Origin of the sequence: Paenibacillus sp. FSL H7-0690, assembly GCF_037980415.1 — a bacterium.
GTDB lineage: Bacteria > Bacillota > Bacilli > Paenibacillales > Paenibacillaceae > Paenibacillus_AQ > Paenibacillus_AQ odorifer.
Genome location: NZ_CP150281.1, coordinates 1,415,754 through 1,439,257, shown reverse-complemented (window position 1 = coordinate 1,439,257; position 23,504 = coordinate 1,415,754). Strand labels below are relative to the sequence as shown.

General features: G+C 46.5%; 24 protein-coding genes and 1 riboswitch. Of the genes, 3 read left to right on the top strand and 21 right to left on the bottom strand.

What is annotated here, in order from left to right; all coding sequences use genetic code 11:
- On the bottom strand, positions 1 to 948 hold the full coding sequence (locus MHI32_RS06415; RefSeq protein WP_036681839.1) for an ABC transporter permease: 948 nt from the start codon (positions 946 to 948) through the stop codon (positions 1 to 3).
- A 229-nt stretch (positions 949 to 1,177) separates the two neighbouring features.
- The gene (locus MHI32_RS06410) at positions 1,178 to 1,438 is read right to left on the bottom strand and encodes a YqkE family protein (RefSeq protein ID WP_036681837.1); all 261 of its coding nucleotides are present in this window, start codon (positions 1,436 to 1,438) and stop codon (positions 1,178 to 1,180) included.
- 91 nt (positions 1,439 to 1,529) lie between these two features.
- Between MHI32_RS06410 and MHI32_RS06405 the strand changes: the two genes are divergently transcribed.
- Positions 1,530 to 1,874 carry a helix-turn-helix domain-containing protein gene (locus MHI32_RS06405; protein ID WP_076128100.1) on the top strand — a complete coding sequence of 115 codons (345 nt, stop codon included), beginning with the start codon at positions 1,530 to 1,532 and terminating at the stop codon, positions 1,872 to 1,874.
- Between the two features lie 17 nt (positions 1,875 to 1,891).
- Here MHI32_RS06405 and MHI32_RS06400 read toward each other — a convergent pair whose 3' ends face one another.
- Together MHI32_RS06400 and MHI32_RS06395 are read right to left on the bottom strand one after the other, a co-directional pair.
- The gene (locus MHI32_RS06400; RefSeq protein ID WP_076142169.1) at positions 1,892 to 2,395 is read right to left on the bottom strand and encodes a GNAT family N-acetyltransferase; all 504 of its coding nucleotides are present in this window, start codon (positions 2,393 to 2,395) and stop codon (positions 1,892 to 1,894) included.
- A gap of 25 nt (positions 2,396 to 2,420) precedes the next feature.
- Entirely contained in the window at positions 2,421 to 3,263 is an 843-nt protein-coding gene (locus MHI32_RS06395) for an SDR family oxidoreductase (protein WP_340012054.1), read from the bottom strand.
- 225 nt (positions 3,264 to 3,488) lie between these two features.
- On the opposite strand from MHI32_RS06395, the gene MHI32_RS06390 reads away from it, so the two are divergent.
- Complete coding sequence (locus MHI32_RS06390) at positions 3,489 to 4,583, top strand: Xaa-Pro peptidase family protein (RefSeq protein WP_340012053.1); 1,095 nt, start codon at positions 3,489 to 3,491, stop codon at positions 4,581 to 4,583.
- Between the two features lie 84 nt (positions 4,584 to 4,667).
- Here MHI32_RS06390 and MHI32_RS06385 read toward each other — a convergent pair whose 3' ends face one another.
- The 10 genes from MHI32_RS06385 to MHI32_RS06340 form a co-directional block, all read right to left on the bottom strand.
- Positions 4,668 to 5,633 carry a nitronate monooxygenase family protein gene (locus MHI32_RS06385; RefSeq protein WP_076142180.1) on the bottom strand — a complete coding sequence of 322 codons (966 nt, stop codon included), beginning with the start codon at positions 5,631 to 5,633 and terminating at the stop codon, positions 4,668 to 4,670.
- A 6-nt stretch (positions 5,634 to 5,639) separates the two neighbouring features.
- Positions 5,640 to 6,443 carry an energy-coupling factor transporter transmembrane component T gene (locus MHI32_RS06380; RefSeq protein WP_340012052.1) on the bottom strand — a complete coding sequence of 268 codons (804 nt, stop codon included), beginning with the start codon at positions 6,441 to 6,443 and terminating at the stop codon, positions 5,640 to 5,642.
- Entirely contained in the window at positions 6,436 to 7,293 is an 858-nt protein-coding gene (locus tag MHI32_RS06375; protein WP_340012051.1) for an ATP-binding cassette domain-containing protein, read from the bottom strand. Before MHI32_RS06375 ends, MHI32_RS06380 begins: the two co-directional genes overlap by 8 nt.
- Positions 7,278 to 8,078 (bottom strand): energy-coupling factor transporter ATPase, encoded by an 801-nt coding sequence (locus tag MHI32_RS06370; protein ID WP_076128113.1) that lies wholly within the window; start codon positions 8,076 to 8,078, stop codon positions 7,278 to 7,280. Before MHI32_RS06370 ends, MHI32_RS06375 begins: the two co-directional genes overlap by 16 nt.
- On the bottom strand, positions 8,079 to 8,900 hold the full coding sequence (locus MHI32_RS06365) for an SDR family NAD(P)-dependent oxidoreductase (protein WP_340012050.1): 822 nt from the start codon (positions 8,898 to 8,900) through the stop codon (positions 8,079 to 8,081).
- 2 nt (positions 8,901 to 8,902) lie between these two features.
- Complete coding sequence (locus tag MHI32_RS06360; RefSeq protein ID WP_052096837.1) at positions 8,903 to 9,244, bottom strand: MaoC family dehydratase; 342 nt, start codon at positions 9,242 to 9,244, stop codon at positions 8,903 to 8,905.
- A complete protein-coding gene (locus tag MHI32_RS06355) occupies positions 9,219 to 9,620 on the bottom strand; it encodes a MaoC family dehydratase N-terminal domain-containing protein (protein ID WP_340012049.1) in 402 nt (133 codons plus the stop codon). Before MHI32_RS06355 ends, MHI32_RS06360 begins: the two co-directional genes overlap by 26 nt.
- Positions 9,617 to 10,768 (bottom strand): thiolase family protein, encoded by a 1,152-nt coding sequence (locus MHI32_RS06350; RefSeq protein WP_340012048.1) that lies wholly within the window; start codon positions 10,766 to 10,768, stop codon positions 9,617 to 9,619. The genes MHI32_RS06355 and MHI32_RS06350 overlap by 4 nt, the downstream gene beginning before the upstream one ends.
- Complete coding sequence (locus tag MHI32_RS06345; protein ID WP_340012047.1) at positions 10,765 to 12,246, bottom strand: AMP-binding protein; 1,482 nt, start codon at positions 12,244 to 12,246, stop codon at positions 10,765 to 10,767. Before MHI32_RS06345 ends, MHI32_RS06350 begins: the two co-directional genes overlap by 4 nt.
- A gap of 278 nt (positions 12,247 to 12,524) precedes the next feature.
- The gene (locus MHI32_RS06340; protein WP_076128125.1) at positions 12,525 to 13,238 is read right to left on the bottom strand and encodes a queuosine precursor transporter; all 714 of its coding nucleotides are present in this window, start codon (positions 13,236 to 13,238) and stop codon (positions 12,525 to 12,527) included.
- A 10-nt stretch (positions 13,239 to 13,248) separates the two neighbouring features.
- Positions 13,249 to 13,294, bottom strand: a riboswitch (PreQ1 riboswitch).
- 366 nt (positions 13,295 to 13,660) lie between these two features.
- Between MHI32_RS06340 and MHI32_RS06335 the strand changes: the two genes are divergently transcribed.
- The gene (locus MHI32_RS06335; protein WP_076282004.1) at positions 13,661 to 15,349 is read left to right on the top strand and encodes a methyl-accepting chemotaxis protein; all 1,689 of its coding nucleotides are present in this window, start codon (positions 13,661 to 13,663) and stop codon (positions 15,347 to 15,349) included.
- A 1,325-nt stretch (positions 15,350 to 16,674) separates the two neighbouring features.
- Here MHI32_RS06335 and MHI32_RS06330 read toward each other — a convergent pair.
- From MHI32_RS06330 to MHI32_RS06300, 7 genes are all read right to left on the bottom strand, one after another.
- On the bottom strand, positions 16,675 to 17,001 hold the full coding sequence (locus MHI32_RS06330; protein WP_076128128.1) for a YnfA family protein: 327 nt from the start codon (positions 16,999 to 17,001) through the stop codon (positions 16,675 to 16,677).
- A gap of 383 nt (positions 17,002 to 17,384) precedes the next feature.
- A complete protein-coding gene (gene cobS / locus MHI32_RS06325; RefSeq protein WP_340012046.1) occupies positions 17,385 to 18,200 on the bottom strand; it encodes an adenosylcobinamide-GDP ribazoletransferase in 816 nt (271 codons plus the stop codon).
- Positions 18,197 to 18,745: a bifunctional adenosylcobinamide kinase/adenosylcobinamide-phosphate guanylyltransferase gene (gene cobU, locus MHI32_RS06320; RefSeq protein WP_076137512.1), complete on the bottom strand. Its 549-nt coding sequence runs from the start codon at positions 18,743 to 18,745 to the stop codon at positions 18,197 to 18,199. Before cobU ends, cobS begins: the two co-directional genes overlap by 4 nt.
- Complete coding sequence (gene cobT / locus MHI32_RS06315; RefSeq protein WP_340012045.1) at positions 18,742 to 19,803, bottom strand: nicotinate-nucleotide--dimethylbenzimidazole phosphoribosyltransferase; 1,062 nt, start codon at positions 19,801 to 19,803, stop codon at positions 18,742 to 18,744. Before cobT ends, cobU begins: the two co-directional genes overlap by 4 nt.
- Positions 19,804 to 19,898: 95 nt before the next feature.
- On the bottom strand, positions 19,899 to 21,062 hold the full coding sequence (locus MHI32_RS06310) for an aminotransferase class I/II-fold pyridoxal phosphate-dependent enzyme (RefSeq protein WP_036681793.1): 1,164 nt from the start codon (positions 21,060 to 21,062) through the stop codon (positions 19,899 to 19,901).
- Positions 21,055 to 21,987 (bottom strand): D-alanine--D-alanine ligase, encoded by a 933-nt coding sequence (locus tag MHI32_RS06305; RefSeq protein ID WP_340012044.1) that lies wholly within the window; start codon positions 21,985 to 21,987, stop codon positions 21,055 to 21,057. The genes MHI32_RS06310 and MHI32_RS06305 overlap by 8 nt, the downstream gene beginning before the upstream one ends.
- 13 nt (positions 21,988 to 22,000) lie before the next feature.
- Positions 22,001 to 23,452 carry a PLP-dependent aminotransferase family protein gene (locus MHI32_RS06300; protein WP_340012043.1) on the bottom strand — a complete coding sequence of 484 codons (1,452 nt, stop codon included), beginning with the start codon at positions 23,450 to 23,452 and terminating at the stop codon, positions 22,001 to 22,003.
- Positions 23,453 to 23,504: the final 52 nt, after the last annotated feature.

The window sequence follows — 23,504 nt, the reverse complement described above, 5'->3', positions numbered from 1 at the left end:
CTAGTTCGCCTTTCTTCTCATCAGCAAGTAGATAAACAGACCACTACCGATGACGCCTACCGTGAGACTGATTGATATTTCATATGGATAGATAATGAGCCTGCCCAGAATATCGCAGAACAGGAGGAACACCGCTCCGAGAATGGCTGTATGCGCCAGACTTTTTTTGAGGTTATCTCCTATGTACAACGTTACAATGTTAGGTACTACCAGACCCAGAAATGGAATCGTACCTACGGTTAAAATGACAACAGAAGAGATTAACGCTACAATTACCAATCCCACGTTGACAACCGCTTTGTAATTCATGCCAAGATTAACGGAGAAATCCTCGCCCATACCGGCTACCGTAAATTTATTAGCGAAGAGATACGCCAGGATGACAAGTGGAATGCTGATATAAATTAATTCGTATTGGCCTTTGATAATCGTCGAGAAATCTCCAAGCATCCAAGACGAGATATTCTGAATCAAATCATTTTTATACGCAAAAAAAGTGGTAATCGAGCCTACAATGTTGCCGAACATGAGTCCGACCAGCGGGATAAAAATACTATCCTTGAACTTGATCCGATCCAGGATTCTCATAAAAATAAAGGTGCCCAATAGTGCAAAAACAAAAGCAACCAGCAATTTCTGCATTGGCGTTGCGCCTGTGAATAACATGAGGGATACGAGAATACCAAATTTTGCGGAATCCATCGTTCCGGCCGTAGTCGGGGAGACGAATTTATTGCGTGACAGCTGTTGCATAATTAATCCGGCAATACTCATGCTGACTCCAGCGATAATCAATGCGGCTAACCGGGGAATCCGGCTTACCAGCAAGGTCTGTGCTTGAGATTCCGTAAGATGAAAGAGATCTAATGGGGATATATCTTTAACGCCTATAAACAAAGATATAAATGAAAATACTATTAGAAGTAGGGACAAATATTTTAGTTTCATGAGTTGTTCCTTATCTGTTTAATAGTTTACAAATGCGCTTTTATGATAATGATTTTCATTCGCAATGTTTTAAATTATACCTAAGCCCACTTTGAGGGTCAACCCTTTCATATACTTAAATTTAAAATAATTAAGACTTAGGCTTATCTGCTTAAGTTACATAAAAAAAAGACACCCTAACGGGTGCCTCTTTAATCTCTGCCATATTTTTAGCGCTAAGCTATAGGATTTATTTATATTTTTTCCAATCCTGATTACTGTTCTCCAGCAGATGTGCAAAATCATTATCCAACCGCTTCTGCTCAGCCTTGCGCTGATCTTCCACTGCCTTACGGGCAGCTTCTTTACGGTCATTTTCCTCCGCTTTCAACGCATCAGATTGCGCCTTCAGCTTTCCTAGAACATCACTGCTTAGCAGATCTTTTAACGTAGCAGGGCCATCATTCGTAGCGGCTCTTGGTGTGGTAGGCATTTTCTTTTTTTTAGCCACTGTCCATCATCCTTTCTAGTACTGAATTAAATTGGAATTTGTTTAAGTTATTGGTCTTTTCGTTTATAATGTTTACTAAGAGGTGAGCCCTATGAAGTCCAATGATTTATGTCCCCGGCTACAAAAAAGTATGGATATTATCGGCAGGCGTTGGACTGGTTTAATTATCTACCAGCTCCTTCAAGGACCCCAACGTTTCAATGTAATTGAAGCGGCATTGCCCATCAGTGGAAGACTGCTCTCCGAACGGCTCAAAGAGCTGGAACAGGAAGGGATCGTTCTTCGAGAAGTGTTCCCAGAGACCCCCGTGCGGATCCAATATTCTTTGACGGATAAAGGTCTTGCCCTGGAATCAGTCATCCGAGACTTACAGAGTTGGTCCAAAGAATGGGTCGATTGTGACACCGATAATCTAAATTCAACTCTCAAAATGTAAGCGTTTTATATGAGGCGTTAGATTTTAAGGCCGACAATGACTAAATCACGCTCTATACCGTCAAGTTCAGCCACACCAGGCAGCATTCCCCACTCTTCAAAACCAAACTTTTTCAACAAACCAAGGCTTGGATCATTATGTCCAAATACAAAGCCGACTAGATTCTTAATTCCGAGACTAGGGGCTTTCTCAATGGCCTCTGTCAGAAGAATTCTGCCCGCACCACCACCACGGAACTTTTCATTCACGTATACACTGATTTCTGCTGTTGCATTATACGCTGGACGACCATAGAAGGATTGAAAACTGAACCATGCAGCAATTTCATCTCCTTGCTTCAGTACCCATAAGGGACGGTGATGGCTATTATGCTCAAGAAACCATTTCTCCCGGTCTGCAACAGTAACGGGTTCCAGATCTGCAGTTACCACCCTCCCAGCAATCGTTGAGTTATAAATATCTACAATAGCTGCTAAGTCTGCAGATGTTGCATCTTCAATTCTGCTGTTCTCCCAATTCATCCCTTAATCCCTCCAAATGTGTTAATTAACTCAGGCCGACCTGCTCCTGGCTCCATTGCCACAGCCGTTCGGCTTCTATTGTATTCTGCGCTCTGGGAGACAGTTGTTTAATCTTTCTTCGATAATAATATTGACCGGTTACCTCTCCAAGATCGGGATCTGTAGCCAAATAAATCGCTGTATCGGCACCTTGTTCAGGTGTTAAGAAAAAGTATGAGAGTAACTTAAGTACCGACTTGCCGAAACCAGTCTCCCGGTTTACACCTATATTCGTCCCCACTGCTCCTGGATGCAGGCAATTCACCGTCACCCTTGTTCCGTGAAGACGCGAAGCCAGCTCCCGCGTGAACAGAATATTGGCTAGCTTGGATCGGGCATAGGCTTTTGCAGGATTAAAACGGCGAGCGAGGGTTGGATCTTCATAATGGAGCGCACCTATCTTGTAAGCACCGGAGGCAACCACAATGATACGGCCTTGCTCTGCTGCCTGCAACGACTTAAGTAACAAATTGGTAAGTAGAAAATGCCCCAAATGATTTACGCCAAGATCCATCTCAAAGCCGTCCTTCGTAAGCTGACGCTTAATCGTGACTACCCCGGCGTTATTGATAAGTATGTCTAGCATCGGATATTTCATAGTGAATTCCTCAGCAAAGCTGCGAATGCTCTCAAGTGAAGCCAGATCACACAACATGAGCTCGATATCCTCGGAGCGGCTCTTTTGTTTGGCGGCAGCATGTGCTTCTTCTCCCCGCTGGCGATTACGGCAAACCATAATAACTTTAGCTCCCTTGCGAGCCAGTTCAACTGTTGTGGCCAGCCCCATACCGGAATTCGCTCCGGTAACAAGTGCGATTGTTCCTCTCATTGCAAGAATCACTCCTCTCTCAACAACCGTACCCGAATAAGCTTCAGCCTAACCTTAGGAGAAGTATATTTAAAGATATGTTACACCAACTAGTAGGGTTAAGAAAAGCTTCATGTCATGATTAGCCAACGATAGTTATAGTTCGTCAGGTGCGTCTGGTCTATTTTTGATCTATAATAGGAATATTGCAGTTCTAATCGTGAAGTTGAAAGGGGAACACCAACTATGAATAATGCTCTGACAAGCCTAGAGCAGCAAATGGCGGGCGAAGGTCTGGATGCCCTGCTCGTAACAGATCCCAAGCATGTCTACTACTTAACCGGCTTCGCCAGCGATCCGCATGAACGTTTTCTGGGTCTGCTGCTGATACGCGGAGAAGAGCCTATGCTCATTCTGCCTGCATTGGATGCAGAAGCGGCTCAAGCGGCTTCTTCGGTCACCAAAATTCTAACTCACACTGACACTGATAATCCCTATAACCTGCTAAAAGATTGTTTCGGCAGCAGTAAGCTAGGTACTCTTGGCATAGAAAAGGAACATTTCTCAGTAGCCCGTTTTGAGCACCTAACCGCTGCTGTTCCAGCTGAACGGTTTAGTGATATTGGTCCATTGCTGCGCAGCATGCGCTCCAAAAAGACCCCGGATGAAGTTAATCGCATGAAACATGCCGCTGAGCTAGTTGAGGAAGCCTTGCGCCGCGTTCTTACCCACGTAAAAACAGGCGTTACAGAAAACGATCTAGTGGCGGAGCTAGAATATCTAATGAAAAAGGTTGGCGCTTCCGGCCCTTCCTTCGACACTATGGTGCTTTCTGGTCCGAAAACTGCCTTGCCTCACGGTGTTCCTGGCAACCGGGTCATTCAACCCGGCGACTTCCTGATGTTTGATATCGGGGTGTATGCCGATGGTTATGCTTCTGATATTACACGTACCTTTGCTATTGAATCCGTAGACGACAAGCTAGTCACTATCTATAACACTGTGCTGGCTGCCAACGAAGCTGGGATCGCTGCCTCCAATCCTGGAGCACCTTTCGGCTCAGTCGACAAAGCTGCACGTGATGTAATTGAAGAAGCTGGATTCGGAGAATATTTCTCACACCGTGTCGGACACGGACTGGGCATGGATGTTCATGAATATCCATCACTTCACGGACAGAACGACGACATTATCGAGATCGGCAATGTGTTCACCGTTGAGCCAGGAATTTATGTGCCTGGACTAGCGGGTGTACGTATCGAAGATGATCTGATTATTACAGCTGAAGGTGCAGAGACCTTAACAAGCTTCCCTAAGGAACTGACTATTCTTCATTTGTAGAAAAGAATTACAAGCCATAGCCAAAAACACAGAGCAGCGATTCCTCCAATAAAGAGAGAATCGCCGCTCTGTGTTTTTTTAAATTCAAACCTGTGTTCCCCACATCCCGCGAACCAACTTAGCCTCTTTCACCATCCTGCCGATCAGCTCCGCGACTGTAGGAATATCTTGGATCATTCCTGTCACTTGACCTGCCCAGCCGATGCCCTCTTCTTTGATATCATCATAGATCCAGCGCTTGTTGGCTGCACCACTGATATACTCTTTTAATGCTTCATAGGTCGGTGTCACGCGCTCGATTTCAAGAATTTGATCAATGTAGTCACTACGTAACACTCGTGCGGGTGCTCCAATAGAACGTTTGATTACAACCGTATCCGACTCTGAGCTTTCTACTAAAGCTTTTTTATAAGAAGCGGCCGCATGAACACATTCCACTGTAGCAACGAAACGAGTGCCCATTTCGATTCCTTCAGCCCCAAGTGCATGAGCAGCCATCCATCCACGGCCATCTCCGATCCCTCCGGAAGCAATCACAGGAATATTAACCGCATCAACCACTTGGGGAACGAGCACCATGGTTCCAACATCGTCACGCCCTAAGTGGCCCCCTCCCTCATGCCCAACAACAATAACCGCAGAAGCCCCTAATTGTTCAGCTTTTTGGGCTTGTCTGCGTGAGGAGACGAGCACAAGTGTTTTAATATCGGTGGGCTGTAACATTTCCAGTATAGGGGCTGGATTCCCTCCAGTGAGGCTCACCACGGGAACCTGCTCTTCGATGGCGACCTGCACCCGATCTTCATAACCAATCCCATGCATGCCGATAGCAAAATTAACACCAAATGGTTTGTCCGTTAGTGTTCGTACCCGACGTATTTCTGCACGTAAGGCCTCCGCATCCGGAAGACTCATTGCTGTGACCTGACCCAGTCCACCGATATTTGAAACCGCAGCCGCAAGGTCTGCATAACCTAAATAAGCAAGTCCTCCTTGAATAATAGGATATTCTATGTGTAATAACTCCGTAATACGGGTATTCCATTTCATCTTCATCTACACCTTTCCTATCTTTAAGCAAAGTAGAATCACGGCAATTAAAAGGGCAGCTCCCCCTGCCAGATAATCTATTTGCTGAAATTGCAGTCTTTTAAAAGAAGTCCTTCCTTTACCATTCCCATAAGCACGCGCATCAATTGCATAGCTCAGCTGTTCAGCACGTTGAATCGTTGTGAAGAGCAGAGGAATAATGATCGGAATGTACGCATATATCCGTTTAGGCAGTGATAATACTGTGAGATCATAACCTCTAGCCTTTTGTGCGAGAAGGATACGATCAAGCTCCTCCTTGATGGTAGGGATAAAACGGATCGCAATCACTATCATTAAAGAGAACTGCTCTACGGGTACCCCCAATTTGGACAGAGGGGCAAGCAGCTTCTCCAGACCATAAGCTAAGTCTAGCGGTTTAGTAGTTAATGTCAGAATTGAGGCTAACAAGATGAGCAATATAATCCGCCATACAAAACGTAATCCTATCCGCAATCCCTCTTCAGTCACCTCGATAAAAAACCATGACCAGAGAATCGTCCCCTTGGTGAACACGGCATTGTAAACAAAAGTAAATAATAAAATAAATAATACCGGCCGTAGCCCTCGCCCAAAAAAATGCACAGGAACTTTAGACAGTAATAACATTCCCAATACAAAAAAGGTTGCAACAACATAACTAAGCCCCGTACCAAGCATCATAAAGCTAAGCATGAGCATCACGATACTTACAAGCTTTGTACGAGGATCTAAACGATGAAAAATCGAATGTGTCTCCACATATTGACCGACTAATACGGAATCAGCCATGCCCTTGCCCCCTCGAATGCCAAATCGGCAAAATCGCTTCGAAGATATCCTGCTCTTTACAACTGGCAACTTCAATCTTCTGACCAGATAATTCCTCCACTAGCTTCAAGAGCTGTACGGGTTCAGGCAAGGATAGTCCAAGTTCCAGCAGTAATTCTTCCTTTTCCAGAAACAATGTTCTGATATCATGATGCCCTTTTAACTGACCTTCACGAAAAACCATGACCTCATCTGAGAATTCGGCAACATCACCCATCTGATGCGAAACGAAGAGGATGGTGCGATTGTCTTGTTGCTGCCATTCCTTTAGTAGCCTCAGCAAAGACACTTGGCTAGCTGGATCGAGACCCGCTGTCGGTTCATCCAATATCAGCAGCTTCGGATTTGTCATCAGTACAGAGGCAATAGCTACACGGCGCTTTTCACCACCACTTAGCTGGAATGGATTTAAGGGGAGAATCCCCTCTGGCAAACCCACTTGCGGCAAGATCATTTCAATCGCCTCTGTAATTTGCTGACGTGAAGCACCCTGCTGATTCAGAGCAAAAGCAAGCTCCTTATGCACCGTTGTTTCGAATAGCTGATGCTCCGGATATTGAAAAACGAAACCCAACTCGGGGACAACCTTTAAGCGTCCTTTAGCATCTCTGCTGGCAGGCTGCTGGTTAATCCAATAGTCTCCTTTTACGGTGGGAATCAAGCCCTTCAGCACTTTGACAAAGGTAGACTTTCCTGCGCCTGTTGGACCGATAATAGAAATCCATTTGCCTTCAGGAATAGTGCAGTTTATATTTCGCAAAGCCACATGATCGGCATAGTTCACACTTAGATTTTTTAATTGGTAGACCATTGTGATCGAATTATCCCCTTCCAATCGGCTGTTAGCGGTGCTGCTGAATGGAGCAATGTATGTACACGCACTGCGAAGGGCAGTTGTAATTGATAGTCCGCAACAGGCATGGTTTCAAAAAAAGTCAGTGGATCGCCGTCAAACTCAAGTCGTCCTTGGTGCAGGAGCAATACGCGTTCTGCTGCAAACACTTCCTCCATATGGTGGGTGATATGAATAAGCGTCAGGCCTTGACGATGCAGCTCTTGCATGATGGAAAGAACCTGCTGTCTTCCCTGAGGATCAAGCATTGAGGTAGCCTCGTCAAAAATAATGACTTGCGGGCGCATCGCCAATATAGCTGCGATAGCGACACGTTGCTTTTGACCTCCTGATAGCTGATGTGGCATAGCTTCCAGATAATCCTCCATATGAACGGCCTGTAAGGCATGATCCAATCGGCTGCGCATTTCCTCCCTCGGCACACGGATATTCTCCAAACCAAAAAGCACCTCATCCATAACGGTTGTGGTGATAAATTGATCCTCTGGATTCTGAAAAACAAAACCGATTTGCTGATGAATCTCCGCAAGATCTGTTGGTTTTGCTGTGTCCAAGCTCTTAAATTGTACAGTCCCTTTTCGCGGCAGCAGCAGTCCGTCCATGAGCTTTGCAATAGTGGATTTGCCAGAACCATTCGCCCCGACTATCGCCACAAACTCCCCTGCGTCTATCGTAAAGCTAATATCCTCCAGGAGAGGTTGTCCTTTTTTATAATAAAAACAAACTTGATCGAAGGTAAGCATTTATTCAGTCCCCTTTTGACGGTGCCAAGCAGCAAAAAATGCCTCAATGCTATTCTCGGAAAATGCAGGTGCAGGCTTCTCCCATTTTGTCACTTTTGATCCATTCACGGCAAAGATTTCACCGGTTAAATCCGCGTCGGACTCCCTCAACAATGCAGTCACGAAGGAAGCAATAGCCTCAGCGTCACCTATTCTCCAAAAATCAGGCAAAGGTTCATTACGACTGAAATATTTTTCCTTCAAATGGTCAATTATAGGTCTGGTCATATCTGTTAATGCCGCTGGAGAAATCGCATTGACCCTAATCTGGTCACGTTTCAGCTCTGCTGCGAGCGTCCACATCATGCCCAGTATTCCAGCCTTGGCTGCACTATAATTCACCTGACCTACGGAACCTGCTAGTCCAGCAGCAGAGGTCATCAACAGGATATCCCCACCTGTTTCACGCATATGTGGTAATACTCGTTGAATGCAATAATAAGTGCCATTTAAATGCACATCCAGAACATTCTTCCACTGTTCATCCGTCATACGTTGACATTTCTGATCCTGCACAATTCCCGCGTTAGCTATCAATACATCGATACGACCGTATCGGGCAATGACCTCATCTACCATGGCAGTGACTGCGACGGAATCGGCTACATTAGCAGCGTACCCTAGCGCCTCTCCGCCTGCCTGGCGGATCTCGCGCACAACCTCATCAATTAAGACTTGTTTCGTACCATTTACAACCACTATATAACCTGACTTGCCAAGCTGCATGGCGATACTACGTCCGATCCCTCTTGTTGCTCCAGTAATTAAGGCCACTTTATTCATCACTACACCTCTTTCACTGCAAAAGCTCCCGCAGCAATAACATCGCCAGCTTCTGTTGTAAGGATCACTTTCACAAAGCAATCGTCCGCTGCAAAATCAAAAATCACGACACTATCGACCTCTATTGGCTTATGAAATTTCATATCATATTGAGTGATCCACTGTGTAGGGTGCTCAGCAATATACAAAGATTGGGCTAATCCCATAAGATACATCCCATGTGCGATGGGTCGCTCCAAACCAGCCTTGGCTGCGGCCTCTGCATCTAGATGTATAGGCGCCAAATCTTGGGAAGCAGCTGCATATTGCCGGATAGCCTCAGCTGTTATGCACTTTTTTATCATGATCATCACCTACCCGAATTAACACCGTTTCTGCGGTGACTATAAGCTCACCCTCACACCTACAAACCAGCGTATGTTTGTAAAAAGTCAGTTTACCCTGTCTGCCTTCTTTTTGCACCTCGCCCGTTAACGCTAATTCACAATCCAAAATCATCCCCGCCGTAATCGGAGCCTGATATGAAAATTTCTGAGTGCCGTGAAGCAAGGGTTCACCGATGATTAACCAAGGAATATCGAAGTCTTGCCAGAAAATAATAGGCATCGTCGCAGGAGCGATCAGCTTTCCATTTATCGTCTGCACGGGTGCTTCAATACTCTGTGCATAGTCCGAAATCCATTCAGCAGTCATATGGATCTGATGTCGGACACTGTTCATTCTATAACCTCCACGAGTGTTGCCAGACCTATCCCACCGCCGATTCCCAGAGTAGCAAGCCCTCGTTGGTAAGGGGCATGTTGCATTTCAGCACATAAGCGAGTCATTAACATAGCCCCGGAAGCTCCGTATGGATGGCCTATTGCTAATGCCCCCCCGCCAAGATTGACCTTTTCCTGTGGAATTTGAAGCTCGTTCAGTGATGCCAATACTTGTGAAGCAAAAGCTTCGTTAAACTCTACGATATCTAAATCGGCAACGGTAAGCTTTTGGCGTTTTAACACCTTTTGCACAGCTGGTACAGGCCCCATACCCAAATAGTTCGGATCTACACCCGCAGCTTGTGCATCCACGACCCGCAAAATAGGGGTAAGCTTAAGCTGCTGGCATTTCTCACGAGACATCATTAATAGAAGCGCTGCGCCATCATTAATAGGACAGGCATTTCCAGCAGTGACGGTACCCTTTTCTTCAAAAATTGGCGGCAGCTTTTGCAGCTTGTCCAGACTCGTATTTGCCCGAGGACATTCGTCGGTGCTCACCCACTGCCCCTCTACCTGAAGAGGTACTATCTCCTGCTGAAACCGGTCACTTTGCTGAGCATGAACCGCCTTTTGATGGCTTTTTAAGGCATATTGATCCTGCTCTTCTCGAGAAATCCCGTATTTCCTAGCTACATTCTCTGCAGCAATTCCCATATCCGGATCACCGTAAGAGCTAGGCGTAAAATGTGCACGGGTATACAGCTGTGGAACCCCCATTAACGTCTGTGGTTTAGCCATTTTCCATGGAGCACGGCTCGTACTTTCGACACCACCCGCTAAATAAATCTCACCAGCGCCGCTTTGAATCAGTCTTGCTGCTATATTAATTGCCTCTAGCCCAGATCCGCACTGACGATCCACGGTGACACCCGGAACCGAAACAGGCAGCCCCGCTTCAAGCGCAGCTACCCGGGCAATATTACCTCCTGGGCCCACAACATTCCCAATAATGACATCATCGATCAGTTCTTTAGGCAAGGTCGTTTCGGCTACAATATGCTGAATAAGCGGCGCCAGTAATGCCTCCGGCTCAAGTGTACTTAATAAGCCACCCATTCTGCCAACCGGTGTACGTTTTGCCATGACAATTACTGCTTCTATCATATCATCGCTCTTTTCACATAGTCTTTCATCGCTTGCCGGGCAATTTTCCCGCTACTTGTATAGATAAATTCATCCACGGTTAGCAGCTGCTTCGGCGCTTTGTAGCTCGCTAAATACTGGCGGCAATAATTCTTAATTTCTTCGACAGATAAATGCTGTTCTCCGCTCCACTTCACGAGGGCTATCAGCTGTTCTCCCCAGTAATCGTCAGGCACGCCAAGCACCATCACTTCATCTATTTCCGGAAGAAACTCCAGCACCCTCTCTATTTCTTCCGGATAAACGTTCAGCCCTCCGGATATGATTTTATTCTTCAAACGTCCCGCCATATATAAATAACCAGCTTCATCCTGATAAACATAGTCTTCTAAAACAAGCCATCCCTCTCTAAAAGCTGCTGCTGTCTCATTCGGCAATTGATGGTAGCCTAAAAATATCATATCACTACGCACATATAGCTGCCCAATCTCCCCAGGAGGGACTTCCCGGAACTGGTCATCACGAATGGAAATTTGCACCCCGGGATAAGGTTTGCCTACAGAGGTCGGATTATGCTCGGTCAGAACATCCAAATAACTAATATAGCTCGCTTCTGAAGAACCGTAGGATTCATAAAGCCGCGCTCCACCAAACACTTCCATGCCCCTTTTCTTGGACAACTCCGACCACTTTGCACCTGAGCTAATAACCGCATCAATCTGTATCTGCCCAGGTACAGCCTGCTGCATCATGGATTCGATCATTGTTGGTACGACGAACAGCACCACGCCCGCAATTTGCTGGCACAGCTCTAACACCTGGGTGGCACTAAATTTTTGTGTGATATGAAAGGTTGCTCCACCATATAGACTCTGCATTACGGCGAATAAGGATAGGGAATGCACAAATGGACCTGGTGCCAAAACATCCTTCATAGCGTCCAATTCAAAAGCAATATTCGAAACCTCAAAGCTTTTTAACCATGATAAATGGGTACGCATATAACCTTTGGGCAATCCGGTTGTGCCTGAAGTAAAGCCAATAAATAATAATTCATTCGTCTCATCCAACTCAGCCTCCGGCTTCAGGGCAGCCAGCCACTGATCATAGGAACCTGTTCGTTTATTTGAGAAGGTCAGCGTTGGGATCGTTTGATCCTTGAAAACCAGATTCTTTGCGGCTTCCGGCTCGGCAAAAATCATTGTCGGCTGGCACTGCTCTATAATAACCTGCAGTTCATTAGCACTCCACTTGGGATCTAAGGGAATGGGAACACAGCCCGCATAAATCGCCCCCAAAAAAACCTCAACAAATTCAATACGATTCGTAGATAAAATCGCGATTTTGTCATGCCTCAGACCCTTTTGCTGTAAGCCATTCGCGATTCTCCGCATCGTTTTTACTAATGTGGCATAGGTATGACTTGCTTGGTCATGGGTTAAGGCAATGCTGTCGGGCTGCTGTGCTGCATGACGCAGTATAGGAACTACTAGATTCATCCTTGATCACACCTGTTCGTAATTTCTGTGACTACCGATTATATACATTCTCTTCAATCGGACTGCCCCGCAAGTCCAGCCCAAACTAAAGGATATGTGATAAGCGCCATCGCCGGCGCTCCTGTTAAACTAACCCGCTAGAATTGCTACGATAGCTTATTTTAGCTTTATATTATTTTTATGTACACATCTTTCATGTAACGATTAAGTCCATCTTACAACGAAAAAACAGCCAGCACGCATCGATTATGATCGGTACGCGCTGGCTGTATTGTTGTTTAGTCCTTCTTTTGAACGGATGATGGTGAACCCTCTTCAGCAAAAGTAAAGGTTCGGGCGATATATAAGATAGGTGTGCTTACTGCGGTTAGTAAGAACTTCGCTAGATAAGTCGTAAGCAAAATTTCAAGCCATACATTCCAGTCATACAAGCCCGCAAACGCAATGGTACAGAAAATAAGTGTATCCACAAAGGAGCTAATCATCGTACTACCGTTGGAACGAATCCACAGCTGACTTGAGGTGCTGTAATATTTACGAATCCAAGAGTACAACCGAACATCTAGGAACTGACTAATGAAGTAAGCAGTAAGACTACCCAAAGCTAGTCGAGGCATCAGCCCAAAAATCGTCTCCAAAGAAGACTGAGCGATATCGGTCTCCTGCGGCTTAAATACTAATACCATCTGCATAATGACTGTAGTCATAAGCAAGGTGAAGAAACCAAACCAGACCGCTTTACGTGCTTCCGCTCTTCCGTACTTCTCATTAAGTAAATCGCTGGTCATATATAAAGTGACATACATCGTATTTCCGAGTGTCATCACAATATCAAATGGCATAGCAATCGTCTTAGCTACCTGAATGTTAGCAATTACAGTAGCAATACCTACCCAGGCGTACATTCCACTTTTCCCGAACAAGCGGTAACAGAGTAGAAAAAAAGCAAAATTGACAATAACAAATAAAACTCCCCACAGCAAATTAAACATATTACTGAAATTCCTCCTAGTTTTGTTTACGCGGGATGGTTACGAACCGCGGCTTACAATATTAAATTTTCGGAACAAAACATTAATACTCTATCACAATAGCGCTTAACAATCCATAAAAATAATATTTTTATATGAAATTGGTAGTTCCATTTCTTTTTTTTCGCCAATTATCTAAAATAGTCAGCAATAATTCATTTTTTTCAGAAAAAAATGCTCTATAGGACAAAACTTTCACTATTCATCCAGAGGTTAATTCTATAGAATAGTATCAAACACCTTATTCCCGATCCATTTAGTAGAAATATGACATAACTATGGAATATATCTCGGGTCGCCAATTTCCAGCAGTTGGCATGGAGTATCTAGTGAAGACCAAAAAAGAAATGACCTCATCGTCCATAAAAAAAGGAGAGAACGATATGTTTCGTATCAAGCATTCGATCAGTCGCAAATTTACGCGTTTATTATTTGTTGTTCTGTTGCTCACGTCTCTTTTGTTAAGCACCAGCTTCTATTTTATCTCTATCAGTATCTTCAACAGCTATGTTATGCCGCAGATTAACAAAATCCTTACTGCCGCTGCTCAGGACGTATATAAGAATCTCAACGTAATGCACGCCCAGCAAACCCTAAATAAGAACGATCAGTCTGCCACCAATCTCGAGTTCTATTTTCAGGAAAAGAGGAAACAACATGGAGTGGAAACCATTTTTCTGGTCAATCTGAAGGGAAAAGAAGCTGAGATTCTATCCGCAGATCACGATGCAAAATTGCAACGGGCAGAAAGTGTCACCGTATCTTCTGCAATGCAACAAGCCTCTAAAGGAAAAACTGGACTAAGCGATACATATAGCGACGCACATGGTATACATAAAACAGCTTATATCGGTATTCCCGGAAGTACGATGGTTATCGGTGTAAGCAGTGACGTAAGCTTCATTCAAGAAAAAACAGACAGTATTCTATGGACAAGTGCCGGAATCACACTTCTGACGTTGATCATCGGCCTAACTGGTGCATGGTTCATGAGTGTGCGTATAACACGTCCAATCTCAAAACTGGCAGCTTATAGTGCCCGGCTCGCAGAGGGAGATTTCACCGAAGAATTATCAGTTAAAGGAAATGACGAAGTTGCACAGTTGTCCGTAAGCTTCCAAGCGATGACCCAACGCCTGAAAGAAATGATTGGACATGTACTGGTAACCTCTAATACTGTCGTTGCGGATTCCAACTCTTTAAAAGAACGTGTTGAGGTTCTCAATAATATGGCGGAACACTCCAGCTCATCGGTAGTAGAAATCGGCAAAGGTAGTACGACTATCGCTAGCAGTGCATCAGATAACTCGAGAGCAATGGAAGAAATCAATTTAGGCATTCAAAGTATTGCCTCAGCAGCGAATGAAGTCACGGAGCAAATCAGTGAGGCTTCCGCTGAAGCAAGTGGCGGTAATGAAATTGCTCAAAGCGCTGTGCTGCAAATGCGCCAGGTTGAACGTGCTTCCCTACAGTCGCTGGATCAATTACAAATCATGAATGAGCGTTCAGTAATGATCGGAGAAGTCGTTCACAGCATTACTGAAATTACGAAACAGATCCAAATGCTGTCGCTGAATGCTTCAATTGAAGCTGCACGCGCAGGAGAGCATGGACGCGGCTTTGCTGTTGTTGCGGGAGAAGTACGCAAGCTGTCTGAACAATCCCGTAACGCAAACGAACAGATCCGTGACTTCCTACTTGGGCTTCAAGAAGATATGAGCCGCTCCGTTACCGAGATGAACCACGTGAATTCTGAGGTTGCCTCTGGAGTCGGCAAAGTAGCAGAAGCAGGTGATGCCTTTAATCACCTCCTGATTCTTATCCAAAGCATCAATCACAGCATCCAATCCGTATCTGCGGCTACACAGCAAATCTCAGCAAGTACAGAAGAAGTCAGTGCTTCCGTCGAAGAAACTGCACAAATTACATCAAGATCGCAAGAAAGTGCGGACACACTCGCTGCTAACTCAGAGCGGCAGCGCGTCGAACTGGAAGGCCATGCAGAAACCGTTAAACATCTGTATGAGCAAGCCAAGAAACTCCAAGAAGCTGTGCAGCAATTTAAGATTTAACGCTTGTAAATTAAAACCCCCGTTCACACGAAAGTGTTGAACGGGGGTTTTTAGTTTGCGATGGCTCGCTTAGACTTGGGGGCATACGCTAGGCTTGCGCGGAACCTCGATTAGACTTGGCTACATGCGCTAGCTTGCGCGATACTCTCGTTTAGACTCGGCACGCCATTTGCCGCTGGCTTGCGCGATACTCTCGCTTAGACTCGGCGCGTCATTTGCTGCTGGCTTGCGCGATACTCTCGCTTAGACTCGGCGCGTCATTTGCTGCTGGCTTGCGCGATACTCTCGCTTAGACTCGGCGTGTCATTTGCTGCTGGCTTGCGCGATAATCTCGCTTAGACTCGGCGCGCCATTTGCCGTTGGCTTGCGCAATCCTCTCGTTTAGACTCAGCACGCCATTTGCCGTTGGCTTGCGCAATCCTCTCGTTTAGACTCAGCACGCCATTTGCTGCTGGCTTGCGGACTCAGATGCCGCTATTACTCGAAAAACTGCCATTTGGAGACTTTTTCGGACTCGAGAGACGCTATTGCCTCATAATCAACCCAGACTCAGCCTATTTCGCTCAAATAGCGCCTCTGGTGTCCGAAAACGCTCCAAATTAACCCTTTTATCACAAATAAGGTCTCCTGAGTCCGGAGCCAAGTTACCAACAGCAAATTACTCAAAGTTCATCCGTGGCGCTACCAACAGCAAATTACTCAAAGTTCATCCGTGGCACTACCAACAGCAAATTACTTAAAGTTCATCCGTGGATGCTACCTACTGCAAATTACTCAAAGTTCCTCCGTCGATGTTACCTACAGCAAACTACTCAAAGTTCATCCATCGATGCTACCAACAGCAAATTACTCAAAGTTCCTCCGTGGATGCTACCTACAGCAAATTACTCAAAGTTCCTCCGTCGATGCTACCTACTGCAAATTACTCAAAGTTCATCCGTCGATGCTACCTACAGCAAACTACTCAAAGTCCCTCCGTGGATGCTACCTACAGCAATAGACTCGGCTACATGCGCTAGCTTGCGCGAAGCTCTCACTTAGACTCAGCACGCCATTTGCTGCTGGCTTGCGGACTCAGATGCCGCTATTACTCGAAAAACTGCCATTTGGAAGCTTTTTCGGACTCGAGAGACGCTATTGCCTCATAATCAACCCAGACTCAGCCTATTTTGTTCAAATAGCGTCTATGGTGTCCGAAAACGCTCCAAATTACCCCTTTTATCACAAATAAGGTCTCCTGAGTCCGGAGCCAAGTTACTCACTTAGTAAAAACTGGGTTACTCAGCTTTCATTCCGCTTTTATGACTAAGCAAACCTCACTCAACCTAGTGCCGCGGTGCCCAGAGGATAACCGATACACCGATCACACAAATAACAGCTCCGACCCAGTCGTATACGTCTGGTGTCTTCTTGTCTACAAGCCATCCCCATAAGACCGCGAGTACGATAAACACCCCGCCGTAAGCCGCATACACTCTCCCGAAGGAAGGGAATTTTTGCAACGTAGGGATAATCCCATACGCTATCAGAATCAAAGACCCCACTAAACCGTACCAAAGTGGCCGTGATTCTCTCAACCATAACCATACTAAATATCCGCCACCGATCTCAGCAAGCCCAGCAATTATAAACAGCAGAATGGCAAATAACATGTCATCCCTCTTCCCTATCTATCTCATAAAAACGCAAAGGTTGCTCACAACAAATTGTACTCAAGGTTCACCCGTAGAACTCCTACAACAAACCACTCAAGGTTCTCCCATGGAGCTACCTACAGCAAATTACTCAATTACTCAAGATCCACCCTTAGAGCTACCTACAGCAAACTACTCAATGTTCATCTGCGGAGCTACCTACAGCAAATTACTTAAAATCCACCTATGGAGCTACCTACAGCAAATTACTCAAGATCCACCCTTAGAGCTACCTATAGCAAACTACTCAATGTTCACCCATGGAGCTACCTACAGCAAATTACTCAAGGTTCATCCGTAGTACCACCTACACCAAATTACTCAAGGTTTATCCGTGGAGCTCACATTAAATTGTGCTGGAGCAGCAATAACACTAGCAGCAGCACAACCTCCAGCAGCTCGTTCAGCGCGCCGTACACGTCGCCGGTGAGCCCGCCGAGCCGGCTGCTGATCCGCCGTGCAGCCGCGGTGCCGCAGGCCAAGGCCGCGACCGGCAGCAGCAGAGCTGCCGCCAGATGCAGCGGCCACGCGGCTAAGCCAGCGCCGAGTGCCAGTGGCGCAGCGGCGGCGGCCAGCGAGAGCGGCGCGGCGACTGCCAGCGCGCGCCGCTCATGCGAGGAAGCTAGGCCGGCGAAGTTCGCGGCCAGCCCCTCGTCTCCACGGGCAATGGGATAACGCACCATTGCCCGTACCATATACCAGCGGCTCCAGACCGCTGGTACCAAGAGCAGCGGCAGCTCGTAGTAGGCGAAGCCTTCGATTAGAGCTGCCAACAAAGATGCTTTAAACAGCAGGAGCAGCACGCAGGCGAGTACGCCCATCGCACCCACACGGCTGTCCTTCATAATCTCCAGGGCTCGCTCCCGTGGCCGATAGCTGAGCAGACCATCCGCGCTGTCCATCCAGCCATCAAGATGCAACCCGCCAGTGAGACCTACCCACAGCATCAGAGTGAGCACAGCTGCTGGCCAAGCAGGTAAAAGCAATCCCGTCAGGGCTGCTCCAGCAGCTACACACAGCCCAATTGCTGCGCCTACCATGGGATAGAAGATTACACTCCGGCGCAGCAGTTCAGGAGAGAATCCCGGATCACCTTTTACAGGAAATCGGGATAAGAACTGAAAGGCAGCTACGGCCGCATCCCTACGCTCCTTCATAAACGATACTCCCTGCTCTTCAGCTCAATCGGAATTCCAACAGTTACTAGAAAGACCTGTTCGCATTGCCGAGCGATCAGGGCGTTCATTCGTCCCGCCAGATCACGATACAATCGGCCAAGCGCATACTCCGGAACAATCCCGTCGCCAACCTCATTAGTGACCAGAATAAGCGTCCCTTGAAAAGAACGCACACTGTCTTCAAGCCTTGTTATTTCACTCTCAACAAGCTCTTGTCTATTTTCAAAACCTTCCACAGCCAATAATGCATTGGATAACCATAAGGTTAAACAATCTACGAGCACCGCTTTTTCCCCCGATAATCGCTTTAGCAGATCTGGTAAATCATACGGTTCCTCAAGCGTCTCCCAAGCGTAACCACTTTCCATTCGTTGATGCTGATGCAGAGCAATCCGTTCCTTCATTTCGTCGTCAAAGGCCTGTCCGGTTGCTACATAGAAGGCCTGATCTGCCAGTGACTGTATCAGTTTTTCTGCAAAACCACTTTTCCCGCTACGTGCACCTCCCGTTACAAGAATGCTCATCGTTGACCAGCTCCAGAGATGCCTGCACTTTCAAAGGTTGCCATTTCGCTCAAAATGCGGCAGATCGCCTCGATTAAATGAAGGCATAATACTCCCCCTGTTCCCTCACCCAATCGCAGACCGAGGTTAAGCAGCGGTTCAAGCCCAAGCTGCTCCAGCATTAACTTGTGTCCCCGTTCTCCTGATACATGAGACGCTATCATATAAGCGATGGATTCAGGTGCAAGGGCTTTTGCCACAAGCGCTGCCGCCCCCGAAATAAAACCATCCAAAATGATAGGTGTCCGATTAGCAGCGGCACCAAGAATCAGTCCCGCCAAGCCAGCGATTTCCAGTCCGCCAACTTTAGATAACACATCCAACGGATCTGCTGAATTCGGCTGATTTACCTTTAAGGCGCGTTCCACCACTGCAATTTTATGTAGTAAACGTTCATCATCAATTCCCGTTCCTCGTCCCACAGCTACTTCAGGGGCTATTCCTTTGAGAGCACATAGAATGGCAGCACTAGCCGTAGTATTCCCAATGCCCATTTCGCCTGTTATAAAAATCTCCGTGCCGTTCTTAACCGCTTCCTGCGCAACGCTTATCCCAACAAGAAGAGCATTCATGGCATCCTCACGACTCATCGCAGGTCCCACAGCCATATTATCCGTTCCCCGGCGCACTTTACGATCAATCAGATCGACATGACTAAGATCGCCGTTTATGCCGACATCAACAAACTGTACCTCTGCCCCAGCTTGACGTGCCAATACATTCACAGCCGCTCCACCGCTGAGAAAGTTATGGGCCATCTGTAGCGTGACTTCCTGTGGAAATGCGCTAACCCCTTCGCAGCACACCCCATGATCAGCAGCCATCACAACAACTGTTCGTTTGGTGAAACTAGGCTGCTCCGTACCCGAAATTCCAGCGAGCTTAACGGCCAGAGGTTCCAATTGTCCCAAACTGCCCGGAGGTTTGGTCAGAATGTTCAGCCGATGCTCCGCCTTGAGGATGGACTGATCATCAGCCGGAGTGATTTGTTTAATTACGTCTTGAATATCTGAAAGCATATAATTACGACCTCCTATTAAATGTATCCGTATAACCTATTCTATCTCATATTCGCAGAAAAGCCCCCATCTATGATAGAGGGGGACTTCTAGAATTACAACTTCACTTTCATAAAATCTTCGATTCTCTCCAGCGCCTCCGTCAATTTTTGTAAGGAAGCGGCATAGGAGCAGCGGATATAACCCTCTCCGCCTGCTCCAAACACATGACCCGGAACCGCAGCGACACCGACCTCCCTGAGCAGCTGCAAAGCGAAGTCTTCTGATTTCATTCCGGTGTGAGCGATGGAAGGAAAGGCATAAAATGCACCCGCAGGTTCATGGCAAGGTAGTCCTATGGATCGAAATCCACTAACCAGCAGCTTTCTCCGCTCATCGAAGCATTGCTTCATATGTTCCTTATGCTGCATTCCATTGCGCAATGATTCAATCGCAGCAATTTGACCGAGCACTGGGGCACACATCGCAGTGTATTGATGGATTTTTAGCATCGCAGCAATTAATTCTCGATCGCCACAAGCATAACCCACTCTCCAGCCAGTCATTGCAAAAGCTTTGGAGAAGCCGCTAATCACAATCGTCCTTTCCAGCATCCCGGGAAGAGAGGCGATGCTGACATGCTGACTGTCATACGTAAGCTCGGCATAAATTTCATCTGAAATGACCAGTAGGTTATTCTCTTTTACAATCTGTGCAATAGGCAGCCAATCTTCATAAGTCATTACTGCACCTGTAGGATTAGTCGGAAAATTCACCATAAGAAGCTTGGAACGCGGAGTAATCACCTTCCGTAACGCTTCAGCAGTAAGCTTAAACCCCTGCTCGGCCGATGATTCTACCTCCACCGTAACCCCCCCGTTCAAATGGGTAATCGGCGAATATGCGATATAGCTCGGAGAAGGGACGATAATCTCATCCCCAGGTGTAATGAAAGCTCGTAATGCCAAATCCACAGCCTCGCTGCTTCCCACCGTAACCATAATCTCATCGTTTGGCTCATAGCGAAGTTTGAAACTTGTGTGCAGATAAGAAGCGATCTCCTCTCTAAGCTCCAGTAAACCGGAATTTGGCGTATACATCGTTTCCCCATTATTCAAGGCCCGAATACAGGCAGCTCTTACATGCTCCGGTGTAACGAAATCCGGTTCCCCTACACCCAGCGATATAATATCCTGATTCCCCGTACTTAGGTCAAAAAAAGCCCGAATCCCCGAGGGTGCAATCTCCCGCACACGTGGAGCAATCCATTCATTATGCATGACTGTACACCTCTTCTTTTGCACTCTTTTCTGTTAGGGAAAGGGAGATGATTTCGTCCAGCAGTCCGCTGAAGGTGTAGCCTGCCGCTTGCGCGCTTTTGGGTAAAAGACTGGCCTTCGTCATGCCTGGTAACGTATTCACCTCCAGCACATAAGGAATCCCCTCTTTAAGCAGCATATCAACCCGTGCATACACGCTACATTTTAGTGCTTTGTAACAGCTCAAGGCAGCCTCGCGTACCCGCTTATGCACCTCAGCAGGCAGTTCAATGACCCGTTCATCTGCTCCGCCTTCTTCATACTTAGCACTGTAATCGAACCACTCGGCATTTGCTGAGGTAATTCCCAGAATAGGCAGCAGCTCTCCGTTTAGAATAGAACAGGTGATTTCTTGACCTTGAATGTAGCTTTCAATCAAAATCGACTGATCACAGGCAAAAGCCTTCTGCACTGCGCACAACAGCTCCTCGCTGCTGCTCACTTTTTCCATTCCGATACTCGAGCCGCCTGAACATGGCTTCACCATAACAGGATATCCGAGCCGTTCCACCGCTTCAGCCGAATAATCCTTTATGCTGTCCCAGCATAGCCAATCTGCTGTATTGACGCCTGCGCAGCGTATAAGCTTTTTGGAGAGATCTTTATCCATGCAAATGCTGCTAGACAAAACCCCGCTGCCCGTATACGGAATCCCCATCGTCTCCAGCGTTCCCTGAACCGTACCATCCTCGCCGTAAGCTCCATGAAGTGCAAGCAGTGCGATATCGATCCCTTTTGCCTGCTCAATAAGCTCCTCACGCTTGGTGATCACAATTGGAATAATTTCATATTTATTGGGGTCTAGATTCTTCAATATTTCTCTACCGCTATTCATGGATACCTCATATTCTGAGGATACCCCGCCCATAATTACGCCTACCTTCATCTCAAGCACCTCTTTATCCCATTAGTTGTCGAGCTGTTCTGCCAATAATCTCGATCCCCTTGCGGATATCCTCATCCGTCACTCTGGAGAAACCGATCCGTATCGTATTTTGCCCTTTACCGTCTGTGAAGAATATATCTCCTGCTGTAAAAATAACCCCTTGCTCATGACAGGCCGCCAACAGCGTCCTTGTATTAAAGCCCTCCGCGAAGGTTACAAAAAGATGTAGGCCACCGTCCCCTGACAGCGCCGTATAAGGAATACAATCCTTGCAGCATTGCAGGGTTAATTCATACTTTCGTTTGTATTCTGCTCTGGCTTTTTTCAAATACTTCTCTAAATGACCACCCAATAAATACTGATACAAAATGGATTGATCCAGCGTCGAGGTGTGAATGGTACGTGCGCGCTTGACGCTTTCGAGGGAATTGATCAACTCCTGATCCGCCAGCACCCAACCTACACGTAGTCCCGGAAATAATACCTTGGAGAAGCTGCCGAGATAAATCACGCTGTTGCCGCTGCCTGCTGCTGCGATAAGTGGAGCCACATGTGAGCCCGAATATCGTAATTCCTCGTTAAAACCATCCTCAATCACCGGGACTTGGTAGCAATTCATCAGCTTCATTAGCCGCTGTCTTTTCTCTGGAGACATTACAATTCCGGTTGGATTATGATAAGAAGGGACGAAGTATGCACAGTCAAAAGCTTGCTGTTGCAATGCTTTCTCCAGCTCCGCCAAATCAATCCCATCACGCTCCATCGAAATCCCGGTGATCTCAAAACCGTTCAGCTTCAAATTTTTGATCGCTGTATGATGCGTCGGATTCTCACAAATGACCGAACCATTTTTTTTACTCAGAGCAGACAATACAATATCGAATCCCTCAGTAAAACCATTGGTGATCAATATATCCTTGCCCTTCATTTCAACGCCCTTGTGCTCCATATACTGCTTCAAATAGTCTATTAAAGGCTTATACCCTTTGGCATAGCCGTAATTTAGCAGAACGTTGCCTTCTACCGACATCCGATCCATAAAGGATCGCTTCACATTATCCAGATCAAAAAGACTCTCATCAGGCGCTATGCTGGTGAAGGAGATCGTCCCCTTCTCCGCTCGAATCCCGCGCTTCATGATATCCAGTTCCTCTGCCAGCACCGCGTGATCATTGAGACGTGACTTCCAGTCCATCGTCCAGGAAGAGATCGTTTCACTGCCGGGCGGCGTAGCAGCAACATAACTTCCTTGCCCTTGCACGGCATAAGCAAAGCCATCATCCTCAAGCCCTGCATAAGCAGAGATTACGGAGTTGCGGCTAACCTTAAGCAATGTGCTGAGCTCTCGTGTGGAGGGCAGCTTTTGATTGCCTTGCAGACCGCCTTTTATGATTAAGTGCTTCATATAGTCTTTAATTTGTATATACACCGGCCGTCCGGCTATGAGCTTAAAATCCTTAAACATCTCTCAATCGCCCCCATGACTATCATGGCACAATCACTCGCTTAAAAAAAGA

Coding starts and splice junctions, on each gene's coding strand:
- MHI32_RS06415 (WP_036681839.1), bottom strand. CDS start 948: ATGAAACTAAAATATTTGTCCCTACTTCTAATAGTATTTTCATTTATA.
- MHI32_RS06405 (WP_076128100.1), top strand. CDS start 1,530: ATGAAGTCCAATGATTTATGTCCCCGGCTACAAAAAAGTATGGATATT.
- MHI32_RS06400 (WP_076142169.1), bottom strand. CDS start 2,395: ATGAATTGGGAGAACAGCAGAATTGAAGATGCAACATCTGCAGACTTA.
- MHI32_RS06395 (WP_340012054.1), bottom strand. CDS start 3,263: ATGAGAGGAACAATCGCACTTGTTACCGGAGCGAATTCCGGTATGGGG.
- MHI32_RS06390 (WP_340012053.1), top strand. CDS start 3,489: ATGAATAATGCTCTGACAAGCCTAGAGCAGCAAATGGCGGGCGAAGGT.
- MHI32_RS06385 (WP_076142180.1), bottom strand. CDS start 5,633: ATGAAATGGAATACCCGTATTACGGAGTTATTACACATAGAATATCCT.
- MHI32_RS06380 (WP_340012052.1), bottom strand. CDS start 6,443: ATGGCTGATTCCGTATTAGTCGGTCAATATGTGGAGACACATTCGATT.
- MHI32_RS06375 (WP_340012051.1), bottom strand. CDS start 7,293: ATGGTCTACCAATTAAAAAATCTAAGTGTGAACTATGCCGATCATGTG.
- MHI32_RS06370 (WP_076128113.1), bottom strand. CDS start 8,078: ATGCTTACCTTCGATCAAGTTTGTTTTTATTATAAAAAAGGACAACCT.
- MHI32_RS06365 (WP_340012050.1), bottom strand. CDS start 8,900: ATGAATAAAGTGGCCTTAATTACTGGAGCAACAAGAGGGATCGGACGT.
- MHI32_RS06360 (WP_052096837.1), bottom strand. CDS start 9,244: ATGATAAAAAAGTGCATAACAGCTGAGGCTATCCGGCAATATGCAGCT.
- MHI32_RS06355 (WP_340012049.1), bottom strand. CDS start 9,620: ATGAACAGTGTCCGACATCAGATCCATATGACTGCTGAATGGATTTCG.
- MHI32_RS06350 (WP_340012048.1), bottom strand. CDS start 10,768: ATGATAGAAGCAGTAATTGTCATGGCAAAACGTACACCGGTTGGCAGA.
- MHI32_RS06345 (WP_340012047.1), bottom strand. CDS start 12,246: ATGAATCTAGTAGTTCCTATACTGCGTCATGCAGCACAGCAGCCCGAC.
- MHI32_RS06340 (WP_076128125.1), bottom strand. CDS start 13,238: ATGTTTAATTTGCTGTGGGGAGTTTTATTTGTTATTGTCAATTTTGCT.
- MHI32_RS06335 (WP_076282004.1), top strand. CDS start 13,661: ATGTTTCGTATCAAGCATTCGATCAGTCGCAAATTTACGCGTTTATTA.
- MHI32_RS06330 (WP_076128128.1), bottom strand. CDS start 17,001: ATGTTATTTGCCATTCTGCTGTTTATAATTGCTGGGCTTGCTGAGATC.
- cobS (WP_340012046.1), bottom strand. CDS start 18,200: ATGAAGGAGCGTAGGGATGCGGCCGTAGCTGCCTTTCAGTTCTTATCC.
- cobU (WP_076137512.1), bottom strand. CDS start 18,745: ATGAGCATTCTTGTAACGGGAGGTGCACGTAGCGGGAAAAGTGGTTTT.
- cobT (WP_340012045.1), bottom strand. CDS start 19,803: ATGCTTTCAGATATTCAAGACGTAATTAAACAAATCACTCCGGCTGAT.
- MHI32_RS06310 (WP_036681793.1), bottom strand. CDS start 21,062: ATGCATAATGAATGGATTGCTCCACGTGTGCGGGAGATTGCACCCTCG.
- MHI32_RS06305 (WP_340012044.1), bottom strand. CDS start 21,987: ATGAAGGTAGGCGTAATTATGGGCGGGGTATCCTCAGAATATGAGGTA.
- MHI32_RS06300 (WP_340012043.1), bottom strand. CDS start 23,452: ATGTTTAAGGATTTTAAGCTCATAGCCGGACGGCCGGTGTATATACAA.